Below are 17,836 nucleotides of genomic sequence, written 5' to 3'. Positions count from 1 at the left end.
CGTCAGGCGGCGCGCGACTGACGCGCGCCGCCGACGCCGCTCACCGCGATCAGGCCGGTCACGATAAAGGCGGCGCCCAGCCATTCGTTGGGTAGCGGGCGTTCTCCAAGGAATATCCAGGCCATCAACAGGCTGATCACCGGCACCGCCAGCGACGACAGCGCCGCCACGGCCGTCGGCAGGCGGCGGACTACTAGTAGCCAGAGCGTCCACGCGAGACAGGTCGCGAGCAGTACCGAATACGCCAGGCCACCGATGAATACGGGCGTCCAGGCAATGGCACGCTGTGGAATGCACAGTGCCGCCACGATCAGCGCAAGGGCACCGAAAAGCATCTGCCATGCCGTGAAGGTGAGCGGGTCGGGATGGTGGCGCTGGAACATACGCTTGCTGAGCACGGTACCCAGCGCCCAGAACATGCCACCCAACAGGGCATAACCGCTGCTCGCCATGCTGCCCAGTCCTTGCCAGGGTGCGATCACGAACATCAGGCCGACGGCGGCAATCGCTATCCCCAGCCAGTGCCGGCGCGACGGTCGTTCATGCAGCAGGCCCCAGGCCAGCAGGACGGCCCAGAAGGGCATGGCGTATGCGAGTAATACGACGTGTCCCGCGCCTCCGCTGGTCAGCGCGAACTGGGCCAGACCCTGGAACGCCGCCGTCTGCGAGACGCCGACCAGTGCGGTCGTCAACAGCGGCGGTGGGGCGAGTGGCCGGCGCAAGGCCATCAATACGATGAAAAGCAGTGCGCAGCCCAGGCTGTAGCGCAGTGCCGAGAAGTCGAAAGGCCCCGCATAGGCGAGCACCTGCTTCATGACGATCCAGCTGCTGGCCCAGATGATGACGGTCGCGCCCAATGCGACGACGGCGCCCTGCGATGCCTTTGATTCATTCATACGCACGTCCGGCGCCGTTCAAAACGGACATATTGAAGCAAATCGCATCGATATTCTCGGCTTTGCAGTGGGGAAACTGGTGGGGAGTCATGCGATGCGTTGTATCTGGGCCGATCTTAGCGACGCCGAGCGCGTCTATCACGATACCGAGTGGGGTGTTGTTACACGCGAAGAGCGCCGTTTGTTCGAGCTTCTTGTATTGAGGGGGGCGCAGGCCGGGCTGGCATGGCGAACCGTGCTTGCCAAGCGCGATGGATACCGGGAGGTGTTCCTGGATTACGACATCGCGGCCATCGCGGCACTTGGTGACGACGACATGTCACGCATCGGCCGCGATCGCCGCATCATCCGGCATCGGCTCAAGGTGGCTTCGGTGCGGCACAATGCTCGCGCGGTCTTGCGTCTGGCGCAGAGCGAAGGTCCGCTGGGCGAATTTCTCTGGTCGTTCGTCAATGGTGAGCCGGTCAGGAACGCCTGGAAGCGACATGATGATGTTCCCTTGCGAACGTCATGTTCCGACAGGATGAGCGACGCCTTGCGCAAGTACGGATTTCAATATGCTGGTACCGCCATCTGCTACGCGCTGATGCAATCGGCGGGGATGGTCCACGATCATGAGACGGGATGTTTTCGCTACGGGTGTTCGTAACTTCGCCTGCTTTAATCGCCCACGAAGAAACGAACTCGATCCTTGCCCTCACGTCGTCCCTGTGAAAACAGGGACCCAGTGCGGTGCGGTGGGTTTTCGCGAGAGGGTTGCCTGCACACAAGCCGATGCAGCGTGGCGGTGTTTGCTGGTGAACCGGGGCGCTGGGTTCCTGCGTTCGCAGGAACGACGAGTTGCGAGATGGCGGTTCCCCACCTACCCCTCACGTCGTCCCTGTGAAAACAGGGACCTAGTGCGGTGCGCTAGGTTTTCGCGAGAGGGTTGCCTACACACAAGCCGATGCAGCGTGGCGGTGTTTACTGGTAAACCGGGGCGCTGGGTTCCAGCGTTCGCTGGAACGACGTTGTGGCAGGTTAATCGAACGGGTTTTTCCGTCGCGAACCGCGCAGGTTTTCGATGGGGAAACTGGCGATTTCACCTTCGCCTTCACGACGTGACTGGCCCGCTGGCGGGCCCCATGCATGGGCCGTCACCACTTCCCAGGTCGAAGGAATGGTGCCGTCGGTGCGCATGGCTTCGTAGGCATCCAGCATGCGGCGGTAGTGCGACTTGCCGGTAAGGCCGCGATTGCGGTCCGAGTCGGCGTTGTTGGCGCCGAGGCCCTTCAGCTCATCCAGCAGGGCGCGAGGCGTCGGGTACGTCAGCGTATAGCGCTCGGCGAACAGCACCGGATCGCGCAGTCCCTGGGCAAGCATGGCGTCGCCGACATCGTGCATGTCGAGGAAGCGGGCCACATGCGCGTGCTGGTCTGCTTCAGCCCATGCGGCACGAAGTTCCTTCAGCGTATCCGGACCAAACGTGGAGAAGGTCAGCAGGCCGCCGGGCTTCAGCACGCGCACGCACTCGGCGAACAAGCGAGACAGGTCTTCGCACCACTGGAAACACAAGTTCGAGAACAGGATGTCGACGCTATGGTCGTGCACCGGCAACGTATACGCATCGCCCACCACGCGGTTGAACGGCTTCAGCCAGCTTGCGTTCTGCTTCGCCTGGCGAAGCATCGGCAGTGCAAGGTCGATGGCGATCACCTGCGCCTTCGGATAACGCTTCTTCAGCGCGGCGCTGCCACGGCCCGTGCCGGCACCGACGTCCAGTACCACGGCCGGTTCTTCCTTGTGGATCTCAAGACGCTCGACCAGCGTGGACTGCACTTCGCGCTGGAGCGCGTCATGCTTTTCATAGGTGCCGGCCGCGCGACCGAAGTTGCGGCGGACCTGGCTGCGGTCGAAATGGAAGTCGCTCATGTCGTGCCTTCGGCAAATCGTGTCAGGACCTCCGCCAGCGCGGCGGCGTGTCCGATGAAAGGGGCGTGCCCGGCGTGGGCGATTTCTTCGAAGTCGCCGCCTGATGCCTCGGCCGACCAGCGCATGGCATCCGGATGCACGATGCGATCGCGACGTCCGGCAATCCACAGGCTGGGGCGCATGAGCCCAGGCAGGCGCGGGCGCAGGTCGGCGTTTTCGAGCAGGCGGATGCCTTCCATGAGCACGCGTGGATCGGGCTCGCCGCGTGAGTATGCTTCGGCCATCAGCCGCCGCGTTTCGGCGCGGGGATCTTCGCTGCCCATGGCTTCCAGGGCGATGAAGCGATCCACGGTGGTTTTGTAATCGGCTTCCAGGTCGGCGGCGAGTTTGCGCACCATCGCCGCGTCGTTGCCCTGCGGCCAGTCGTTCGTGCGCACGAAACAGGGCGTGGAACACACAGGCACCACGGCCTTTACATGGTCGGGATCGTCGAGTGCGGCGGTCAGCGCCACCAGCCCGCCCAGTGACCAGCCCAGCCAGACGGCCGGTGGCGTCGCCGCCGCGATGGCCTTCGCACAGGCCGATGGCTCCAGAGCAATGGACGAGTCGCGCGAGTAACCATGGCCAGGCAGGTCCACCACGTACATGTCGAAGCGCTCGTCCAGCTCGTCGCAGAGCGGACCGAGGATGCCACCATGCATGGCCCAGCCATGGATCATGACCAGTGGGATGCGGCCGTTGCCACGGCGGTCGATGTACAGGTCGCTCATGCGTCGCCGCTCGGTGCGAGGGCCGGATCGACGGCGCCCCGGCCGTCGAAGACGAAGCAGTCGCCCCGCCAGTGCGCACCACCGACTTCCTCGAAATACTTCAGGATGCCGCCTTCGAGCTGGAACACGTTCTCGATGCCGATCTCCCGCATGTGGATGGCCGCCTTCTCGCAACGGATGCCGCCCGTGCAGAACGACACCACGGTCTTGCCCTCGAAGCGCTCACGATCGGCGGCCACGGCACCGGGAAAACCGGTGAAACTGGAGAGCCCGTACTCCACGGTGTTCTCGAACGTGCCTGCGGCCACTTCGTAATCGTTGCGCGTGTCCAGGAGCACCACCTCGCGCCCGTCGTCATCGTGGCCCTGGTCGAGCCAGCGGTGCAGGTCGCGGGGGAGCACGTGGGGTGCACGACCGTCCCCGGGGCGGATGGCCGTTGCGTGCATCGTGATGATTTCCTTCTTCAGGCGCACGCGCATGCGACCGAACGGTACCTCGTCCGACCAGCTCTCCTTCGGCGCGATGTCGGCAAAGCGCGGGTCGGCATGCAGCCATGCGATGAAGGCATGCACCGCCGGTGCATCGGCTGCGAGAAAGAGGTTGATGCCTTCCGGAGCGAGCAGGATCGTGCCCTTGAGGGCCAGGGCGTCGCAGCGCTCGACAATGCGCGCGCGCAACTCCGCGAGATCGTCCAGGGCGACGAACTTGTAGGCGGAAATGTTGAGGATCGACATGGACATGCGTGGGGCCTGCGGCCGGCCATTATACGGCGGCGGCCTCGACGGGGCGCGGCAGGCGACCCAGGGCGTCCAGCAGGGCGTCGATCCGGTCCGGGGCATGTGCCGCCGACAGCGTGATCCTGAGTCGTGAGGCGTCCTGGGGTACCGTGGGCGGCCGGATCGCCACGACGAGGAAGCCGTCCGCCTCCAGTGATCGCGCCGCTTCGGTCGCCGTGGCGGCGCTGCCCATGAGCAGCGGCTGGATGGCCGTCGTCGAGGGCATGAGCGGCAGGCCGAGCTGCAAGGCGCCCGCCCGGAAGCGGGCGATATGGGCGTTGAGACGTTCGCGCCGACCTTCGCGGTCCGTTCGTGCCAGGTGCACGGCGGCCCGTGTGGCGGCGGCGAGCGCGGCCGGCTGCGCCGTCGTATAGATATAGGTGCGGGCGAACTGCATGATCGCGTCGATCAGCGAGGCATCGCCTGCGATAAAGGCGCCTGCGCAGCCCAGCGCCTTGCCCAGCGTGCCCATCAGCAACGGCACCTCGCGAGCAGTCAGGCCGGCTGCCGCCACGCTGCCTGCGCCTTCAGGCCCCAGTACGCCGAGCCCATGGGCATCGTCGACGTAAAGCAGCGTCTCCCGCTCGGCGCACAGCCGTGCCAGCGCGGCCAGCGGGGCTACATCGCCATCCATGCTGAAAACACCGTCGGTGGCGAGCAGCGCCGGCTTGCCGGGGCGGCTGTCGAGGCGGAGCGCGGCTGCGTCCGTGTCGGCGTGCGCATAGCGCAGCAGCTCGGCACCGGCCAGTTGCGCGCCATCGATGAGGCTGGCGTGGTTGAGCTTGTCCTGTACGCACACGGCTTCGGAACGCCCCGGCGAGCCTGCGCCCAGCAAGGCTTGCAGGCAGCCCAGATTGGCCATGACGCCCGTCGAAAAGACCAGGGCACGTTCGCGCCCCGTCCAGTCGGCCAGTTCTTCTTCCAGAGCCGCGTGTTCACGGCGGTGACCCGATACGAGATGGGCTGCACCCGTACCCACGCCTTCCGCGCTGGCCGCCCGGGTCAGCGCGGCCAGCAGGTCGCGATGACTGGCGAGGCCCAGGTAGTCGTTGCCGCAGAAATCCGTGAGTACACGGCCACCTTCGACGAGGCGACGACCACCCGGCAATGCGTCGGCCGTGCGCAGCCGGCGCAGCAGGCCCTCGTGCTCGCGACGGGCCCGTGCCGACTCGATGCGGGCGCGAAGGCCTGGACGACTCACGCGGCGTGCACGTGTTCGAGGATGTCGGCGTGCACGGTTTCCGGCTCGGCTTCCACTTCCATGGGCTTCAGGCCCAGGCGGGCGAACAGGCGACGGTCACGCTCGGCTTCCGGGTTACCCGTGACCAGCAGCTTCTCGCCGTAGAAGATCGAACCGGCACCGGCGGCAAAGCACAGCGCCTGCAAGGCGTCATCCATCGTCTCGCGACCGGCGGACAGGCGCACGACGGACATCGGCATCAGGATGCGCGCGACCGCGATGCTACGCACGAAATCGAAGGGATCGAGTTCTTCGGCGTTTTCGAGCGGTGTGCCCGGAATACGCACAAGACGGTTGATGGGCACCGACTCGGGATGCTCCGGCAGGTTGGCCAGCGTCATCAGCAGCGCGCTGCGCTGCGAGCGCGATTCGCCCATGCCCACGATGCCGCCGCAGCAGGTCTTCAGGCCCGCGCTACGTACGTGGTCGAGCGTGTCGAAGCGGTCCTGGATCTCGCGGGTGTGGATGATCTCGCCGTAGAACTCCGGCGCGGTATCGATGTTGTGGTTGTAGAAATCCAGTCCGGCGGACTTCAGCGTATCGGCCTGGGGGCGGGTAAGCATGCCCAGCGTCGCGCAGGTCTGCATGCCCAGCGCCTTTACGGCACTCACGATCTCGGCCACCTTCACCACGTCGCGATCCTTCGGCGAGCGCCAGGCGGCACCCATGCAGAAGCGGCTGGCGCCGGCATCCTTGGCGGCCTGCGCGCGGGCGACCACCGCCTCCACGCTCATCAGCTTCTCGGCCTTCACCCCGGTGGCGTAGCGCGCCGCCTGCGGACAGTAGGCGCAGTCCTCCGGACAGCCGCCGGTCTTGATCGACAACAGGGTCGATACCTGCACGGCATTCGGGTCATGGTATTGCCGGTGCACGGTCTGCGCCTGGAACAGCAGGTCGTTGAATGGCAAGGCAAAAAGATGCTCGACCTCGGCGAGGGTCCAGTCGTGGCGTAAGGCTGCGGTCATGGGGGACTCCCTTTGTGGTGGCGCGGAGTCTCGACCGGGCGATTTTTGTTGTCAACCTACGCACAGGTATTGAGGTTTACATTGCATGGCGTCGGCTGCATCCGTCGGTCAGGTTCGCGAGGACGTCATCCGCGAACCTGACTGCCGGCCATCACGCTCGTCATGCAAGGCTTAATCGATGACCAATGGCCGATGCCGGCCTGCTGTCGCACTGACTTAGGATGGAGCCATCCCCATCCACGAGGAGAGCGTCATGAGCGAAGGTCAGGGCAGTTCCGGCAACGTGCTTGCCGCCATCTGCAGCTTTTTCATCCCCGGTCTGGGCCAGCTCGTGCAGGGACGGGTGTTCAAGGCTCTCATCATGTTCGTCCTGGCGGCGGTGCTGTGGGTGGTCTGGCTGGGGTGGATCATCCACCTGTGGTCGATCGTCGATGCAGCCATGTACCGGCGCGGCGACTGAGTGCCGTGACGCATGGACGCGTCCATCCTGAAACGCATCATGGCGGCGGCGGGGCGTTTCGTCCTGCCGCCGCGCTGCATGGTCTGCGGTGACGAGGGGCATCAGGGCATCGAGCTGTGCCAAGGTTGCCTGGCGTCGCTACCGCATAACGGTGTGCACTGCGGGCGCTGCGCCCTGCCGATGGTGAGAGCCGTCGCCTTGTGCGGCGGCTGCCAGCAGCATTCGCGCCCCTGGGACGACATCTGGGTGCCGCTGCGCTACGCCCTCCCCGTGGACCGGCTCGAAAGCCGCTTCAAGTTCGGCGGCAGCCTCGCGGCCGGCCGCACGCTGTCCCAATGCTGGCTGCGTTGCGGTGACCCTCCCGCCATGCCGCAAGCCATCGTACCCGTGCCGCTGCACGTGTCCCGGCTGCGGTCACGCGGATTCAACCAGGCGCTGGAGCTGGTTCGTCCGCTCGCACGGCGTCACGGTATTCCCATCCTGGCCGATGTCCTGCGCAGGCAGCGCGCCACCGATGCGCAAAGCGATCTCGATGCCACGGCAAGGGCACGCAACGTACACGGCGCCTTCGCGCCGGGCAATCGCCTGACGGTGGAACATGTCGCCGTGGTCGACGACGTCATGACCACGGGCGCGACACTGTCCGCGTGCGTGGAAGCATTGCGTGCATCGGGAGCGAAACGCGTGGACGTCTGGGCACTCGCACGCACAGGCCTAGGCTAGCCATATTCTTCTGTAGGAGCGCGCCTCGCGCGCGACCGGTACGAAGCATGACGCCAATGGCTCCGCACCGGTCGCGCGCAAGGCGCGCTCCTACAAGGGGCTTGCGTTAGTGATTCAGGTAGACGGGGTTACCCAGCACAAGCAACCGCCCATCGCGACCCGCTACGTCCACGCGCATCCAGTGCATCCTGCCATCACCCGCCCAGGTAAATGACTGCACCCCCGTCGCGGGCAGGACGTCACGCCCGTGAAGATCCAGCCGCTTGCCGTCGATGGTGACGACGATATGCTGTCCTTCAAGCGCCACCGTCCGCACCTCGACGCTCACCTGCTCACCACGGGCCAGCATCAACGCATCCCCCATGCCCGCGTGCTTTTTTCCCGCCGATGCCACGACATCCATCGCACGGTCCCTGCTTCCCTCGATATCGATGAACACATGCCCGGCGCGAATCCCATCGAGGATGCCATCCATCGACAGCTCACGTGCATGTACCACCGTCGTTGGCGTGCCGATCGTTCCGGCCATGGCATCCCGTGGCGCATCGGAACCATCGTGGCTGTCGCTGCCACCGATGGCAGTGATACGCAGCCCCGTATTGAGCTGCCGTTCCCAGAACGGAATGCCGCTGTCCTTGCGCCCCACGTCACGGCCGTTCACCGCTTCGATGGCCTGGAACCCGCGCATGTCCACCGGCCTGGCGGGCTTGAAGCCACATCCCATGCAGGTCTCGTCGTTCGGCCGCATAGGGTGGTTGAGGGAGATAAGGCCTTGCGCCCTTGCGACATCGGCCAGCAAGGCATTCCAGTCAGGCACGGTGGTTCCATCCAGGCGGAAGTCCAGCGGCCGCGCCACGCCGTAGAGATTGGCGTGACCTTCGAACGTGGTGATCTCCCGCGCGGGAATCAGCAGCATGGGCGCAACATAGTCCTGAAGCTCCCGCATTTCTGACACCTGAGACATGGTGTTGTGTTCGGAAACGGCGATGAAATCGAGCCCGCGCTTCGCGGCATTGGCCATGGTCAGAAACAGCGGGCAAGGCACCTTGCGGGTGCCAGCGAGGTTGAGGCAACCACCGTCGCTGTGCGCCGAATGCATGTGGAGATCGCCGCGATACCAGCGTTCGCGTTGATCCAGCGATTCACTCAATCCATGCTCGGGACCAAAACCCTCGTCCTCTTTCGAAAGCCATACCTGCGCGGTAAACGTAGCGGTCGACGCGGGGCGGATATTGGGAATACCCAGCAATACGCGCCAGCGGCCGGGCTTGATCTCTCCCGGCAGGAACGATGCCGTGGCATCCGTGGCCGATACCGTGAAGCGGCGCTTGCTGCCGCCGCTCCAGCCACGAAAACCCTGTGGCGCGGCGAAGCCATCCGGTCCCAGCAGGCCCACGTCCACGGCGGTGTGCTGCTCGCGCCCCGTGTAGTCGAAATCGACCGTGATCCGCGTCGTGCCGGGTGGCACGTCAAAGGGCAGTTCGCGATACGTGTGCTGGTCCTTGCCGGTCAGCTCGCCGCGAAGAACGACATCAGGCGCACGCCCGGCCGTGGCGGTCAGGCAGGCGAGGGCAAGGATGAGAGCCATGAGCGCGCGCATCAGAAACGGTACATCGCGGCAGCACGGAAGGAACGCCCCAGCAGGGGACGCGCGATGAAGGTATTGGCACCGGCATCCGCGCTGGCCAGCTCACCCGCGCGCGGGTTGCCCTCGGTCAGGCCCAGCGAATTGGTCAGGTTGTCCGCGTAGAGAAACAGCGACAGGTTTTGCGTGGCCTCGAACCGCGCGCTGGCGCCCCACACGTGATACGACGGCAGGATCACCGAGTTGGCCGTGTCCACGTAGCGCTTGCCTTCGTATTCATAGGAAACCTGCAAGCGAAGACGGCCATCGAGCAGGTTCACGCCTGGCACGATCCGATAGCTCACCTTCGGCACGCGGATCAGCTGGTTGTCGTCGTAGTCGCGCAGCACGGGCGCATTGCTCACGACGTCGATATAACGAAGGCCCTTGTACTTCGGTTCCTGCAACGTGGCATTGAACTGCACGTCGAACCATTTCGTGGGGTAGACGGTGCCTTCCAGCTCCAGGCCGTACGTCTTGGTATCCGCGTAGCCGGTCTGCGGCGTGGACGTGTTGCCGTTACGGTCGAAGACGTTGTTGGTAAAACCCACGTTGTTGTACTTGGTGTAGAACGCCGTGGCATACAGGTCCATCAGGCGGTCGCTGTACTTCCAGCCGGCCTCGGCCAGGTCCATCGTCTGGAGTACGGGAACGGCCGTGGGATTGGTGATATAGGTACTCAGGTTCGGCAGGCGGAAAGCGGACGTCCAGCGGGCGAACAGGCCCTGCCGGGGAGAGAACTGCCAGTTCGCACCCAGGGTCCAGCCGGTTTTGTCGAAGGACTGATCGTAATGGGTGTACTTGCCATTGCCGGTAAGCACCGTCGCCGCGGCGGGCGAGCCACCCAGATTCACGGTGTTCTTGCCTTCGGTATAGCCCTGCACGTTCACCTTCTCCCAGCGCACCCCTCCATCGATGCGCAGGTCGGGCGTCACCTGCCATTCGTCCGAGATGTAGAAGGCGTTGGTCGCCGACTTGCCGCTGGCGTGTTCCCACTCGTAACCGTAGCGGTACACGCCATGGTCGGTCAGCGAGCCGACCACGTTGCCGCGTGCATCCACGCCCACCAGGTCGAGCAGGCGGCCGTTGTCGCGTACATCGGTGAGCACGGTGGAGGAGTATCGGTCGAAGCGTTGCTGGAAGCTGGCGTGGTAATAGCCCAGCGTGACGTCATGGCTCTGCTCGCCGAACTCGAACTTGCGCAGCACGCGCGTATCGTTGATGAATTCGTCCAGCGGCATGGTCACGCCACGCAGGCCGGCAGTGACCACCAGCCCGTTCCCGTTCTGGTTGGCGACGTCGTAGACCTGCGAAGGGTTGTCCACATACCGCAGCTGGAGTTTCGTGGCGCCAGGAACGCTGGACAGGCGCTTGGCGGTGTCCTGTGCCAGCAATGACGACGCACTTTGCAGGGCATTGGGAAACACACCGTTACGCTGTGTGTCGGTGGTGCTGTAGCGCATCGACTCGGCAAGCTTCCAGTCGTCACCCAGGTCGTGGTCGAATTTGAAGGTGACCTGGGTGCGCTTGACGTGGGTTCCTTCGGTGTTGTCGAAGTCGTACAGGCCACCGTTGCCTTGCCGCATGCTCACATGCTGCGTCTCGGGGCCTGCCAGCGTTCCGTAATTGCCGTTGAAGCCGGACACGGCACGGATGTCGCCGTTCGCCGTGGTATGCATCGGTATGCCGAGATACAGCGCTACCTTGTCGTCCATGTGCTTCACGTCGAAGCTCAGGCTGCCATGTTCCAGGTCTTTCGACAGGGTGGCGCGCAACTGACCCCCATCGTCGGCGTGGAACTGCGGGCGCCGGATGCCGTCGTCCACACGCCAGAAGCCCCCTGCGGCGAGCTTCCAGCCGTTGCCGACGGGCGTGCCATACCAGAAGTCCAGCCGGTTCAACGAATAATTGCCCACCGTGTACTTCACCAGGCCTTCGGCGGTATCGCCTACCTTGCGTGGAATGAAGTTGATGGCGCCGGCCGGGGCATTGGAATAAAAGATGGAGGAAGGGCCGCCACGGACCACTTCGACACGCTCGATCGTCTCATCCAGACGAAAGGCCTGATCGGCATTGAGATAACCCAGCGCGGGATCGTGCTGCACGGGGATGCCGTCTTCCAGCAATGTGACCGATCCATAGCCGTCCACCGGGATGCCGCGTGCACGGATGTTGCCCGAGGCCTCGCCACCGGAGGATTCCACCCAGAAACCCGGCACGGACTTCACCGCCTCGGTCACGCTGGTGGGCGCCTGCATGCGCAGACGATCCTCGTCGATGGTGGTGATGGAATAGCTGGTTTCCGCCTTCGTGCGGTTCTCGACGCCCGACCGGGCGGTCACCACCACGTTGTCAAGCGCGGTGGTCTTGCGCTCCGGCGAGGTGTCCTGGGCATGCAGGGCGGAAATGGCGAACACGCCGCATAGCGCCGCGCCGAGGGCGCGACTGAGCTGGGTCTTGCGCATGGGGTGGGGAACTCCGGGATGGGGCGATGCGTACCCACCCCGGGGCCCGGCTCCTGACCGTGCCCGCGGCCTCTCCCTGGGCACGCGATCCGCAGAAACTTACGCCCCTGCCATGACCGGATGTTTCAGTCCGCGTTTCCGTGCGGTTTCAGTGGGCGCCGTTGTCTGTCTGGACGATGACAGTCACAGCGCCAGGGCGAGCACGATGCCCACCCATAGCGCGAGCCCCACCCAGTTGTTGTGGCGGAAGGCCGTCAGGCAGGCATCCCGCGCACGCTCGCGCATGATCCATTGCTGGTAGCCGAACAGGCCGGCGGTGGCGCAAAGCCCGATCCAGTACGGCCAGCCCAGGCCCGAGCGGGTACCGACCAGCAGCATGGCAAGCAGGAAGGTTGCCATGAGGATGCCGATGATGACGAGATCGGCGTCGGCGAAGAGGATCGCGGTGGACTTGGCACCCGCCCTGATGTCGTCGTCGCGGTCCACCATGGCGTATTCGGTGTCGTACACCACCGACCAGATGATGTTGGCGATGAACAGCAGCCACGCCACGGGCGGCACGTTGTTGCTGACGGCGGCAAAGGCCATGGGAATGGACCAGCCGAAAGCAGCTCCCAGCACTACCTGGGGCAGATGGGTATAGCGCTTGGTAAACGGGTAGGCTGCCGCCAGCGCAGCACCGGCGAACGACAGCAGGATGGTCAGCTGGTTGGTGAACAGCACCAGCATGAAGGCGAACACCAGCAGGCCGGCGAACACGTAAAGCGCCTCGCGCGGCGTGACCCGGCCGCTGGCGATAGGGCGGCCGGCGGTGCGGGCGACGAGGGGGTCGAGCTTGCGGTCGGCGTAGTCGTTGATCGCGCAGCCGGCGGCGCGCATCGCAAAAACACCCAGGGTGAAGATGACGAGGGGGCCGACTGGCGGAAAATCTTTCGCGGCCAGCCACAACGCCCACCAGGTTGGCCATAACAGCAGCAATGCGCCGATGGGGCGATCCATGCGGGTCAGCTGCAGGTAGGCGTACAGCTTGTCACGTCGCCCCGGGGCCATGCCACGCAACAGGAATGCGAGCACGCGCTCGGCACGCGTGGAGGCATCGGCCGGCCGCATGGCGGGCGCCGCAGTGGCGGTCTTGCGGGCGGAAGGTGCCGCCTTGCGACGCGGCGCGGGTTTCTTGGGGGCGGGACTCATGGGCGAAGTCTATCCGGTTGGCCGTTGGCGCCAAAGGTCTGCCTCGCAAGTTATTGAGTACAATCCTGCGCTCCGCCGCGAACGACCATGGACGCCGTGCATCAGGATCCTATCCCCTATCGCCGCCAGTTCCTGGTGCTGTGCGCTATCTGGCTCGTGCTGAACTTCGTTGTGCTCAAAGGGGGGCGTGTGCTCCCCTGGGATGCCATCAACGAGTTCTATCCCACGGTGTATTTCAATGCACATAGCCTGCGTTCGGGGCTGGCTCCGTGGTGGAATCCTTATATCTACAGTGGTTACGCGCAGATCGGCGATCCGCAGGGGATGCTGTTCTCTCCCTTGCTGATGACATGGATGCTGCTGCCTGCCCAGCCTGGCGCCGTATGGTTCTGCTGGGGTGTCCTGCTGCACATGCTCATGGCTGGTGCGGCCATGCTCGAGGTGCTTCGCCGCCATGGAGCGAATGCCCTGGGCGCGCTGGTGGGTGCCACCGTTTTCATGGGTGGCGGTGTGGCGGCATCAAGGCTGGAACATATATCGATCGTCATTGCGTACGCCTATGTTCCCGTGGTGTTGCTGGCCTTGCGATATTTTCTATCGCGGCCCGGTGCGCTCCGGGGCGCGCTGCTCGGACTGGCTGCCGGTGCGCTGGTGGTCCACCTCGTGCAGGCCACCTACCTGTTCGTGCTCATGCTTGTGGCGTATGCCTGTGTCGCGGCCATACGCTACTGGCGTAGTTACGATTCGCAGCAGCGCATGCGTTTCCTCGGTGGTGGAGCGGTTGCCCTGCTCGTTGCGGTGGCATGCGGGCTTCCCCAGCTGCTTTTCAGCTGGGCAGCCATGGGCCTTTCCAATCGCAGCATGATGCCCTTGTCCGTGGCGGCACCGGGGTCGCTCGACCTCAGGTCGTTCCTGTTCCTGTTCTATCCCAACGCATTCGACGGCCTGCGCAATCTGCTCGATGCACCGATCGATCCAGTGCAATCGTTCCTCTACATCGGAACGCTGCCGCTGCTTGCCCTCGGTTTCGTGGCGCGTGCATGGCATCGTGGACAGAACCGACGGACGATCGCGTGTTTCAGCATGCTGGCCCTTGCGGGCGCCCTGTACATGCTCGGCACCCATACGCCTTTGTATGGCTGGCTCTACACCTGGCTGCCTGGCCTTGTGCATTTCCGCAGACCCTCGGATGGCGCCTATGTATTCAACATCGCCCTGGCGTTTCTCGCTGCCGTAGGCGCAAGCCACATCGACCTGGCCTCGCGGAAAGAGCGACTGATCCTTGCATCGCTGGCCAGTGCCTGGCTCGTGGCAAGTCTCGTTGCGATGGGGCACGTGCGCACGGGCCAGATCGTGGCGATCCTCGTCGCCATGCTGGTGGTCTGGAACATGCGCCATGCGGACATGCCGTGGCGCGCCACCCTGTGGCTGATGCTCCTGGTCGTGGCCGACTACCGCAGTTTCAATTTCAACGGCCGTTTCAATGTATCCAGCAACGAGACCGCTCGTTACCTCTCTGATCCTGCCGTGCACTACCTGAAGCAGGCCCTGGATACATCCGGCCCGCTGCAAGGGGAAAGAATCGCCACGGAGAAGATCGCGCCCATCTGGGACAACGGCGGCATGCTCACGGGCATCGCATCCACGCAGGGTTACAACCCCCTCCGGCATGCACTGTATGAAACGTGGTATCCGGCACGGGAGAACGCGATGACCGCCGGGTCACCGTCGCTCTACAATGACATGCCCGAACGACGCATGGACGATCTTCTGGGCGTGCGCTATCTCGCGATAGGTGGCATGCCCGGCGCTCCGGTCGAGGCGCCACCCGACTATCGGAAAGTAGGCGAATTCGACGATATCGTGCTGTGGCGCAACGATTCGGCTTATCCACGTTTCATGAATCCGACCCAGGCTCGCCTGGTCGGCCTGAACGAACCGGTGGATCCGGCGGAATTCACGCGTACGGATTTCAACACAGTGTTCTGGCTGACACCGCGCGATGAAACCGACCAGGCAACGGCCCGCACTTCGGTTTCCCGTTGCACGGGCGCCGTGCAGATCAAGGCGATAAGTGGCACGCCGACGCGCACCGAGCTACGGACCGAGGCGAACTCGCCCGGCTGGGTCGTGGCGGGTGAACTCGATCATCCCGGCTGGGAGGCGCGGCTCGACGGCGAACAGGTGCCGATCCATCGCGCCAATGGCATGTTCCGTGCCGTATGTGTTCCCGAGGGACAGCACCGCCTGACGTTCGCCTTCAGCCCGTGGCGCATGGTCAGCCACGCCATGGCGAATCGCTAATTCATGTAACGACACCGGGTCGGGCACTCGACCCGATCGATCGCGACATCTGCATCTATCTCGCGCAACGGACGCACGCCTTTCATGCCGGACACCCTTTCCACCCGCCGCCTTCTTTTCCTCCTTGCAGGCATCTGGCTATTGCTCAATGCCAGCATACTTCTGGGCGGCCGTGTGCTGCCGTGGGACGCACTGGACCAGTTCTATCCCACGGTCTACTTCAACGCCCATAGCCTGCGTTCTGGCGTGGCACCGTGGTGGAATCCATATATCTACGGAGGCTATGCGCAGATAGGCGATCCCCAGGGCATGCTCTTTTCTCCGTTGCTCATGGCATGGATGCTTTTGCCCGCGGATCCGGGAGCCAACTGGTTCGCCTGGGGTGTGTTGCTGCATACGCTGATGGGCGGGGCCGCGATGCTGCAACTGATGCGCCGCCATGGTGCCAACGGCTTCGGCGCATTGGTTGGTGCGGTGGTCTTCATGGCCGGTGGCGTGGCGGGGTCACGGCTCCAGCACACGCCGATCATCATCGCTTATGCGTATGTTCCAGTGGTGCTTCTGGCACTGCGTCACCTCCTGGCCCGGCCGACTCCTGGCAGGGGGTTACTGCTCGGCCTCGCGGCGGGCGCCATGGTGACGCAGCTTGTGCAGGTAACTTATCTCTTCGTGCTGGTGATTGCCGCCTATGGTTGCGTGGCCGTGGCTCGCTACTGGCCGCAGCGGAATGTCGCCTGGCGTCGCATGTTCGTCGCCGGCCTGCTGTGTGCCGCATGGGCCGCACTGGTGCTGGGGCTGCCACAACTGCTTCTCAGCTGGGCTACCCTCAGCCTTTCCAACCGGACCGAACTGGCTCTGTCCGCGGCCGATGCGGGGTCGCTCGATCTGCACGCGGCGCTCATGCTTTTCCATCCGAATGCTTTCGCAGGGCTGAGCGATTTCGACAGCGCGTCGTTCGATGCGATGGGCTCATTCCTCTACATTGGCGTGATACCGCTCCTGTCCCTATGGGGACTTTCGCGTGCATGGCGATCCGGTGAATACCGCCGATCCATCACCTGTTTCGGGCTTCTTGCGCTTCTGTCGACCCTGTACATGGTGGGGACGAATATGCCCCTCTATGGATGGTTATATACGTGGATGCCAGGGTTGGTGCATTTCCGACGTCCGTCGGATGCGGCCTATGTGATGAATTTCGCGCTGGCCTTTCTTGCAGGCCTCGGGGCAAGCCGGATCGACTTGCGCTCGCGACGCGAGGTCATCGTCTTGCTCGCGATCGCGGCCACGTGGTTGTGTCTTGTCGCGATATCGATGCACGACAAATACGGCAGGCCGTTCCTGGCCGTCATCGTCGCCATGGTCGCGTTATGGTTCCTTCGCAGGCAGGCAAGCCAATGGCAGACCGTTCTCTGGCTGGCAGTGGTTCTTTTTGCCGATTACCGTAGTTTTGGTTTCAATGGCACATTCAACTCGGCCGGAAACGGCGCTGCACGTTTCGTTGCGAACCCCGCATCGCAGTTTCTGAAGCATGCCTTGGCCGGTAGTCATGGCGGCCCTGCAGAGAGGATGGCCACTCAGAACACACACGTGCCCTGGGATAACACGGGCATGCTGCTTGGCATTTCATCCACGCAGGGATACAACCCACTGCGTTACGCGTTATACGAGGCCTGGTACTCGCCACGGGAAAGCAGCGCCGTGCCCACGGTGACCTCGCCATACAATGCGTTGCCGGAAAACCGTCTCGACGACCTGCTGGGAGTGCGTTATCTCGTCATCGGACACCGCGCTGATCTGGCTCCGGTAAGTCCTCCGCCGGACTACGTTCCGGCCGGCCGTTTTCGTGACGTCGATATCTGGCGCAACGAACGCGCCTATCCACGGATACTCAATCCTCGCGCCCTGCGCTTGCTGAATGTCGGGGAAAAACCCGCCCCCGACGAGTTCGCACGTACCAACTTCGCCCAGACGATGTGGATCACCCCACGCGACGAAGAAGATGCGACGCAGGTAAGCGGTATTGCCCAGACCTGCCGTGGTGTCGTCACCGTGCGAGATATTTCCTCGACGCATACGCGAATGCAGTTGACCAGCTCGGCAACATCGCCCGGCTGGCTTGCCCTGGGCGAACTCGACCACCCGGGATGGCTGGCCGAGCTGGACGACACCCCGTTGCCCATCCACCGGGCCAACGGCATGTTCCGGGCTGTATGCCTGCCCGCAGGGGAACATCGCGTGGTTTTCCGCTTCAGTCCCTGGCATCTGCTGATGCATGCCTGGCGAAATCGCAACGACCGCCATCAAGCCAGCCCGGCCTGATGGCGCATTCCTCAAGGACGGGCCGGTTCAATCGGATCGTCGTTTTCCGGTGGCTCCGGGTCGGCATCGCGCTCCGGCTTGTAGCTGCCAGGCTTGCGGATCTCATCCTCGGGACGATTCTTGCCGGGTTCGGCAAAGGGCGGCTGTGGGTTGGTCGGAGTGTAAGGCATGAGGTGCTCCCGTTCGATGCGA

Annotated in this window: 15 protein-coding genes; 5 read left to right on the top strand and 10 right to left on the bottom strand. The window is 64.1% G+C overall.

Translation table 11 applies throughout. The features are described 5' to 3' along the window. Window positions 1–2: 2 nt before the first annotated feature. Window positions 3–815 (bottom strand): DMT family transporter, encoded by an 813-nt coding sequence (locus KR767_RS05670; RefSeq protein WP_250878415.1) that lies wholly within the window; start codon window positions 813–815, stop codon window positions 3–5. On the opposite strand from KR767_RS05670, the gene KR767_RS05665 reads away from it, so the two are divergent. Next, window positions 814–1,545 carry a DNA-3-methyladenine glycosylase I gene (locus KR767_RS05665; protein ID WP_250878414.1) on the top strand — a complete coding sequence of 244 codons (732 nt, stop codon included), beginning with the start codon at window positions 814–816 and terminating at the stop codon, window positions 1,543–1,545. The genes KR767_RS05670 and KR767_RS05665 overlap by 2 nt on opposite strands. 371 nt (window positions 1,546–1,916) lie before the next feature. On the opposite strand, the gene bioC is transcribed toward KR767_RS05665, so the two are convergent. Genes bioC through bioB form a run of 5 tightly spaced genes read right to left on the bottom strand, consistent with a single transcriptional unit; the run spans window position 1,917 to window position 6,558 of the window. Next, window positions 1,917–2,807: a malonyl-ACP O-methyltransferase BioC gene (gene bioC / locus KR767_RS05660; RefSeq protein WP_250878413.1), complete on the bottom strand. Its 891-nt coding sequence runs from the start codon at window positions 2,805–2,807 to the stop codon at window positions 1,917–1,919. Next, the gene (gene bioH / locus KR767_RS05655; protein WP_250878412.1) at window positions 2,804–3,577 is read right to left on the bottom strand and encodes a pimeloyl-ACP methyl ester esterase BioH; all 774 of its coding nucleotides are present in this window, start codon (window positions 3,575–3,577) and stop codon (window positions 2,804–2,806) included. Before bioH ends, bioC begins: the two co-directional genes overlap by 4 nt. After that, on the bottom strand, window positions 3,574–4,317 hold the full coding sequence (locus KR767_RS05650; protein WP_345779893.1) for a sulfurtransferase: 744 nt from the start codon (window positions 4,315–4,317) through the stop codon (window positions 3,574–3,576). The genes bioH and KR767_RS05650 overlap by 4 nt, the downstream gene beginning before the upstream one ends. 22 nt (window positions 4,318–4,339) lie before the next feature. Further along, on the bottom strand, window positions 4,340–5,554 hold the full coding sequence (locus tag KR767_RS05645) for an aminotransferase class I/II-fold pyridoxal phosphate-dependent enzyme (protein ID WP_250878411.1): 1,215 nt from the start codon (window positions 5,552–5,554) through the stop codon (window positions 4,340–4,342). After that, window positions 5,551–6,558 (bottom strand): biotin synthase BioB, encoded by a 1,008-nt coding sequence (gene bioB, locus KR767_RS05640; protein WP_250878410.1) that lies wholly within the window; start codon window positions 6,556–6,558, stop codon window positions 5,551–5,553. Before bioB ends, KR767_RS05645 begins: the two co-directional genes overlap by 4 nt. A gap of 253 nt (window positions 6,559–6,811) precedes the next feature. On the opposite strand from bioB, the gene KR767_RS05635 reads away from it, so the two are divergent. Both KR767_RS05635 and KR767_RS05630 read left to right on the top strand, forming a co-directional pair. Further along, complete coding sequence (locus KR767_RS05635; protein ID WP_166950345.1) at window positions 6,812–7,018, top strand: hypothetical protein; 207 nt, start codon at window positions 6,812–6,814, stop codon at window positions 7,016–7,018. A gap of 12 nt (window positions 7,019–7,030) precedes the next feature. Continuing rightward, entirely contained in the window at window positions 7,031–7,741 is a 711-nt protein-coding gene (locus KR767_RS05630) for a ComF family protein (protein ID WP_250878409.1), read from the top strand. 106 nt (window positions 7,742–7,847) lie between these two features. On the opposite strand, the gene KR767_RS05625 is transcribed toward KR767_RS05630, so the two are convergent. The 3 genes from KR767_RS05625 to ubiA all read right to left on the bottom strand — a co-directional run bounded on the left by KR767_RS05625 (window position 7,848) and on the right by ubiA (window position 12,940). After that, a complete protein-coding gene (locus tag KR767_RS05625; protein ID WP_250878408.1) occupies window positions 7,848–9,329 on the bottom strand; it encodes a CehA/McbA family metallohydrolase in 1,482 nt (493 codons plus the stop codon). Between the two features lie 11 nt (window positions 9,330–9,340). Beyond that, window positions 9,341–11,830, bottom strand: a complete 2,490-nt coding sequence (locus KR767_RS05620; protein WP_250878407.1) for a TonB-dependent receptor — start codon at window positions 11,828–11,830, stop codon at window positions 9,341–9,343. Window positions 11,831–12,013: 183 nt separating this feature from the next. Further along, window positions 12,014–12,940: a 4-hydroxybenzoate octaprenyltransferase gene (gene ubiA, locus KR767_RS05615; RefSeq protein ID WP_250879126.1), complete on the bottom strand. Its 927-nt coding sequence runs from the start codon at window positions 12,938–12,940 to the stop codon at window positions 12,014–12,016. Between the two features lie 168 nt (window positions 12,941–13,108). On the opposite strand from ubiA, the gene KR767_RS05610 reads away from it, so the two are divergent. Together KR767_RS05610 and KR767_RS05605 are read left to right on the top strand one after the other, a co-directional pair. Further along, the gene (locus KR767_RS05610; protein WP_250878406.1) at window positions 13,109–15,325 is read left to right on the top strand and encodes a YfhO family protein; all 2,217 of its coding nucleotides are present in this window, start codon (window positions 13,109–13,111) and stop codon (window positions 15,323–15,325) included. An 84-nt stretch (window positions 15,326–15,409) separates the two neighbouring features. After that, the gene (locus KR767_RS05605) at window positions 15,410–17,644 is read left to right on the top strand and encodes a YfhO family protein (protein ID WP_250878405.1); all 2,235 of its coding nucleotides are present in this window, start codon (window positions 15,410–15,412) and stop codon (window positions 17,642–17,644) included. A gap of 11 nt (window positions 17,645–17,655) precedes the next feature. On the opposite strand, the gene KR767_RS05600 is transcribed toward KR767_RS05605, so the two are convergent. Next, window positions 17,656–17,814 carry a hypothetical protein gene (locus tag KR767_RS05600; protein ID WP_250878404.1) on the bottom strand — a complete coding sequence of 53 codons (159 nt, stop codon included), beginning with the start codon at window positions 17,812–17,814 and terminating at the stop codon, window positions 17,656–17,658. Window positions 17,815–17,836 lie beyond the last annotated feature (22 nt).

The sequence above is a fragment of the Luteibacter anthropi genome, from assembly GCF_023699965.1.
GTDB lineage: Bacteria > Pseudomonadota > Gammaproteobacteria > Xanthomonadales > Rhodanobacteraceae > Luteibacter > Luteibacter anthropi.
The sequence above is the reverse complement of the archived record's forward strand: the minus strand, read 5'-3'. Positions and strand labels throughout refer to the sequence as shown.